Here is a 4,174-nt window from a genome sequence, read left to right as displayed (position 1 = left end):
GCCGACCGCACCCTTCGCCTCGAAAATCACCGTGCCGACCGGCACGGGCAGGATCAGGTCGTCGCCCTTGGAGCCGTCCTTGGTGTCGCCGAGGCCCATCGTGCCGTTGCCGGCCACACGGTGCGGCATGAAACGGTAGTCCAGCAGGCTGTTCGCGTTGCGCGTCGCCTCGAAGATGACAGAGCCGCCGTCGCCGCCATTGCCGCCGTTCGGGCCGGCGAGCGGCTTGTACTTTTCGCGTCGGATGCCGGCGGAACCGTTGCCGCCGTCGCCGCCCTTGACATGGACGGTCACACGATCCACAAAATCACTCATGTATGTACCTTATCGTTCTCTTTGGTCTTATCGCATGCCCTCTGACGCTGTATGGCGGGGCATACATTGCTCGACACGCTCCGGGCCGCTCAGCCAAGTCATACGGTCGAGCAACGCATGCCCCGCCATACAGCTACGCGTCAATGGACACAGAAACCGGACTACGTGGCGGGATGCGTGTTTTGTGGATCGTGCGGGAAGGGAGGGGATATAGAAAAAGCCGCGTCCGTGGGGGCGCGGCTTTTCTTACGCTTGATGGTGCGTGTCTCAGGCGGCGATCACATCGACGACCTTGCGGTCGCGGCGAACGCCGAACTTCACACTGCCGTCGGCGAGGGCGAACAGGGTGTGATCCTTGCCCATGCCGACGTTCTCGCCCGGGTGGAACTTGGTGCCACGCTGGCGGATGATGATGTTGCCGGCCACGACGGCTTCGCCGCCGAACTTCTTGACGCCGAGGTACTGCGCATTAGAATCGCGACCGTTACGCGAGCTGGAAGCGCCCTTCTTATGTGCCATGATCTGTTCCTTTCGGTCCTAGCTAAGCCTGGTCGTTTCCGCTCAGGCGATCGCCGTGATCTTGACGGCGGTCAGCTTCTGACGATGACCCTTGCGACGGGCCACGCCGGTCTTGTTCTTGTACTTCATGATGTTGATCTTGGGGCCCTTGGCCTCATCATCAACGACCTCGCCCTTGACGGAGATCGCAGCGAGATCCTTGGCGCCCAGCACAACCTTGGCGCCGTCGACAACGAGGGCAACCGGGAACTCCACGGCATCGCCCTTCTTGGCGTCGAGACGGTTGACGAGGATGACGTCGCCGACCTCAACCTTTTCCTGATGGCCACCGGCCTTCACAATCGCGTACATGCTTAGTCCTAACTATGGTGTTATAAAGCTACTTGCCTGACGCACGCAAGCCGCTGGTCAGACACCGACTGTCTAACTTACACCGACCCGTGTACTAACGCAAGTTGAATTCGGCGTGTCAAATCGGCGCGTGTCGCGCCGACCTGCCACATGCCACGACGGACAGACGAATCCCGGCGGGAAATCCCGTCCGTCGCGGCGCGTTTTCCGTTACTCCTCGCTCTCCGCATTATTCGCGGCAACCGCAGCCGCCGCGATCTGCGCGAGCTTGGCCTTCACATCCGCCGAGGAGCCCTGCGGCACCTGCACGTCCGTGCCACGGCCGTGCTTGTTCGTGCGGATGAACGGATCGCCGCCCTTGAGCGCATACGGATCATCATAATCCGCGTTCACGGTCGGCTCGTCGTGCAGGATGAAGCCGCGGCCCTTGCAGGTCGGGCACTCCTCGGAGAACGCCTCCACCAGGCCCTGGCCGATGCGCTTGCGCGTCATCTGCACGAGACCCAGCGACGTGACCTCCGCCACCTGATGCTTGGTGCGATCGCGCGCCAGGCATTCGATGAGACGGCGAAGCACGAGGTCACGGTTGGCGGGCATGACCATGTCGACGAAGTCGATCATCACCATGCCGCCGATGTCGCGCAGTCGCAGCTGGCGCGCGATCTCCTCGGCCGCCTCGAGGTTGCATCGGGTCACGGTCTCCTCGAGCGACTTGCCCTTGCCGATGAACCGGCCGGTGTTCACGTCGATCGTGGTCATGGCCTCGGTGCGGTCGATGACGATCGAGCCACCGCTCGGCAGGTAGACCTGACGTTCCATGCCCTTGCGTAGCTGCGAGTCGATCTGCCACTTGTCGAACACGTCCTTGCCGCCGTGTTCGGCCGGATCCCACTTGACGAGCTTGTCGCGCAGGTCCGGGGCCATCGTCTCGAGATACTCCTCGATGCGCTCGTACACCTTATCTCCCTCGACGATCATCTGCTTGAAATCGTCGTTGAAGATGTCACGCACGACGCGGATCGCCACATCCGGCTCGCCCTGCAGCAGCTTGGGCCGGCGGCCGTGCAGGAACTCCTCACGCTTGGCGTTGATGCGCTCCCACTGGCGGACGAGGCTTTCGAGATCCTTGACGATCGCCTCCTCGGACGCGCCCTCGGCGGCCGTGCGGATGATCACGCCCATATCCTTCGGCGCGATCTTCGACACGATGTTCTTCAGACGCGAACGTTCGCGGTCGGACAGCTTGCGGCTCACGCCGGTCATGCCGCCGGACGGCACGAGCACCAGGAAGCGGCCGGCGAGCGTGACCTGCGAGGTCAGACGCGCGCCTTTGTGACCGATCGGATCCTTGGTGACCTGCACGAGCACCGGGTCACCCGACTTGAACGCCAGCTCGATGCGCCGCGGCTGGCCGTCGAGACGCGCCGCGTCCCAATTGACCTCGCCCGCGTACAGCACGCCGTTGCGCGCCTGACCGATGTCCACGAACGCGGCCTCCATGCTCGGCAGCACGTTCTGCACGCGGCCAAGATACACGTTGCCGACGGTCGCAACCTCCTGGATGTCGGACACGTAATGCTCGACGAGCACGTTGTCCTCGATCACCGAGATCTGCGTGTGGCGGCCGCGCTCGCGCACGACCATGAGCCGCTCGACGTTCTCGCGGCGCGCGAGGAAATCCTGCTCCATGAGCTGCGACTGGCGGGAGCGTTCGCGGCGGTTGTCGCGGCGGCGCTGCTTCTTCGCCTCGAGTCGCGTGGAGCCCTCAATGTCGGTGATCTCGTCGATGTACTGCTGCTTGCGCGAGCGGCGCGGCACGAGATCCTCGCCATCGTCGCCCGACTTGGAACGGCGACGGCGACGGCGACGGGTCACGCCCGCGTCCTCGTCCTCGCTGTCCTCACGTCGGCGACGAGACAGGGATTCCGTCTCGTCCGCATCCGCGGAGACGGCCTGTTCGACGACTGATTCGATGTCGGCCGTCTCGCGTTCGGTGTCGCGCCCGCCACGACGGCGACGGCGGCGGGAACGAGTCGGCCCCTCGGACAGGTCCTCCTCGGTGATCGGCGCGTACGTGATGTCGTCGAACTCGAGGTCCTCCTCGATCTGCTCGACTTCGGCCGCGGCACGGCGCTCCTGCGCGTTCAGACGGCGGGAACGGCGGGAACGGCCCGATTCCGCGGCATCCGCATCGTCGGACGACGGTGCTGCGGCACGATCGGCAGATTCGTCGACGGCGACGGCGCGCGGCTCATCGGACGTCACGTCCAACGCGGCTCCGCGACGGCGGCGCGAGCGACGCGACGTGCGGCCGGATTCCTCCGACTGGGCGGCATGATCGTCGCGATCGGCATGATCGGCATGGTCACGGTCCGTGCGATCGGCGCGATCCTGCGCGTCCGCGCGACGGGAACGACGCGGCGCGGCGGATTCCGCATCGTCGGCATCGTCGTGGTCGTGGCCGGCCGGCGGCAGTTCGGGCAGCACCGGTTCCTGGAACAGCAGCGACGTCATCGGCTTCGCGCCGCGCGACGAGGCGGAACGCACGCGGCCGGAACGGGCGGGACGTGCGTCGCGATCATCACGGGCTTCGCCGTCGTCCAAGCCCGGCAGTGACTCGACAGCGTCCAGCGCACGCTCGTCGCCGGCATCGTCCGCGTCACGGGATACGCGGCGGCGAGAACGGCGCGGCGCATCGTCGAACGAGCCGTCGTCGAACGCGGCGGACGAACGGCGGTGGGAACGGACGCGACGGGAGGCCGAAGCGTCATCCTGACGGTCGTCGCGGCGGTCATCGCGCGCGTCACGATCATGCTGCGCAGCATCCACGAAATCGACAGCGGAACGGCGGGCCGAGCCATGCACGGACGCGGCGCGCGCTGACCGGGCCGACGCGGACACCGCATCCGCATCCGGGGACACGACAAGATCGGCGACGCGCGGCTCCTCGAACAGCGGCGCGGCATGCTCCTGCACCGTCAGTTCGACG

General features: G+C 65.7%; 3 protein-coding genes and 1 pseudogene. All 4 read right to left on the bottom strand.

The features are described from left to right. A pseudogene (obgE, locus tag BBIA_RS13085) lies at positions 1-315 on the bottom strand (GTPase ObgE); the annotation flags it as partial. A 267-nt stretch (positions 316-582) separates the two neighbouring features. Continuing rightward, positions 583-834, bottom strand: coding sequence for a 50S ribosomal protein L27 (gene rpmA / locus BBIA_RS13080; protein WP_033493460.1), 252 nt, complete (start codon positions 832-834; stop codon positions 583-585). Between the two features lie 42 nt (positions 835-876). After that, complete coding sequence (gene rplU, locus BBIA_RS13075) at positions 877-1,185, bottom strand: 50S ribosomal protein L21 (protein ID WP_033493458.1); 309 nt, start codon at positions 1,183-1,185, stop codon at positions 877-879. A gap of 210 nt (positions 1,186-1,395) precedes the next feature. Beyond that, positions 1,396-4,174, bottom strand: a 2,779-nt coding sequence (locus BBIA_RS13070; RefSeq protein WP_035138569.1) for an Rne/Rng family ribonuclease, incomplete at its 5' end; no start/stop codon positions are given.

It is taken from the genome of Bifidobacterium biavatii DSM 23969, assembly GCF_000741165.1.
Classification (GTDB): Bacteria; Actinomycetota; Actinomycetes; order Actinomycetales; family Bifidobacteriaceae; genus Bifidobacterium; species Bifidobacterium biavatii.
The sequence above is the reverse complement of the archived record's forward strand: the minus strand, read 5'-3'. Positions and strand labels throughout refer to the sequence as shown.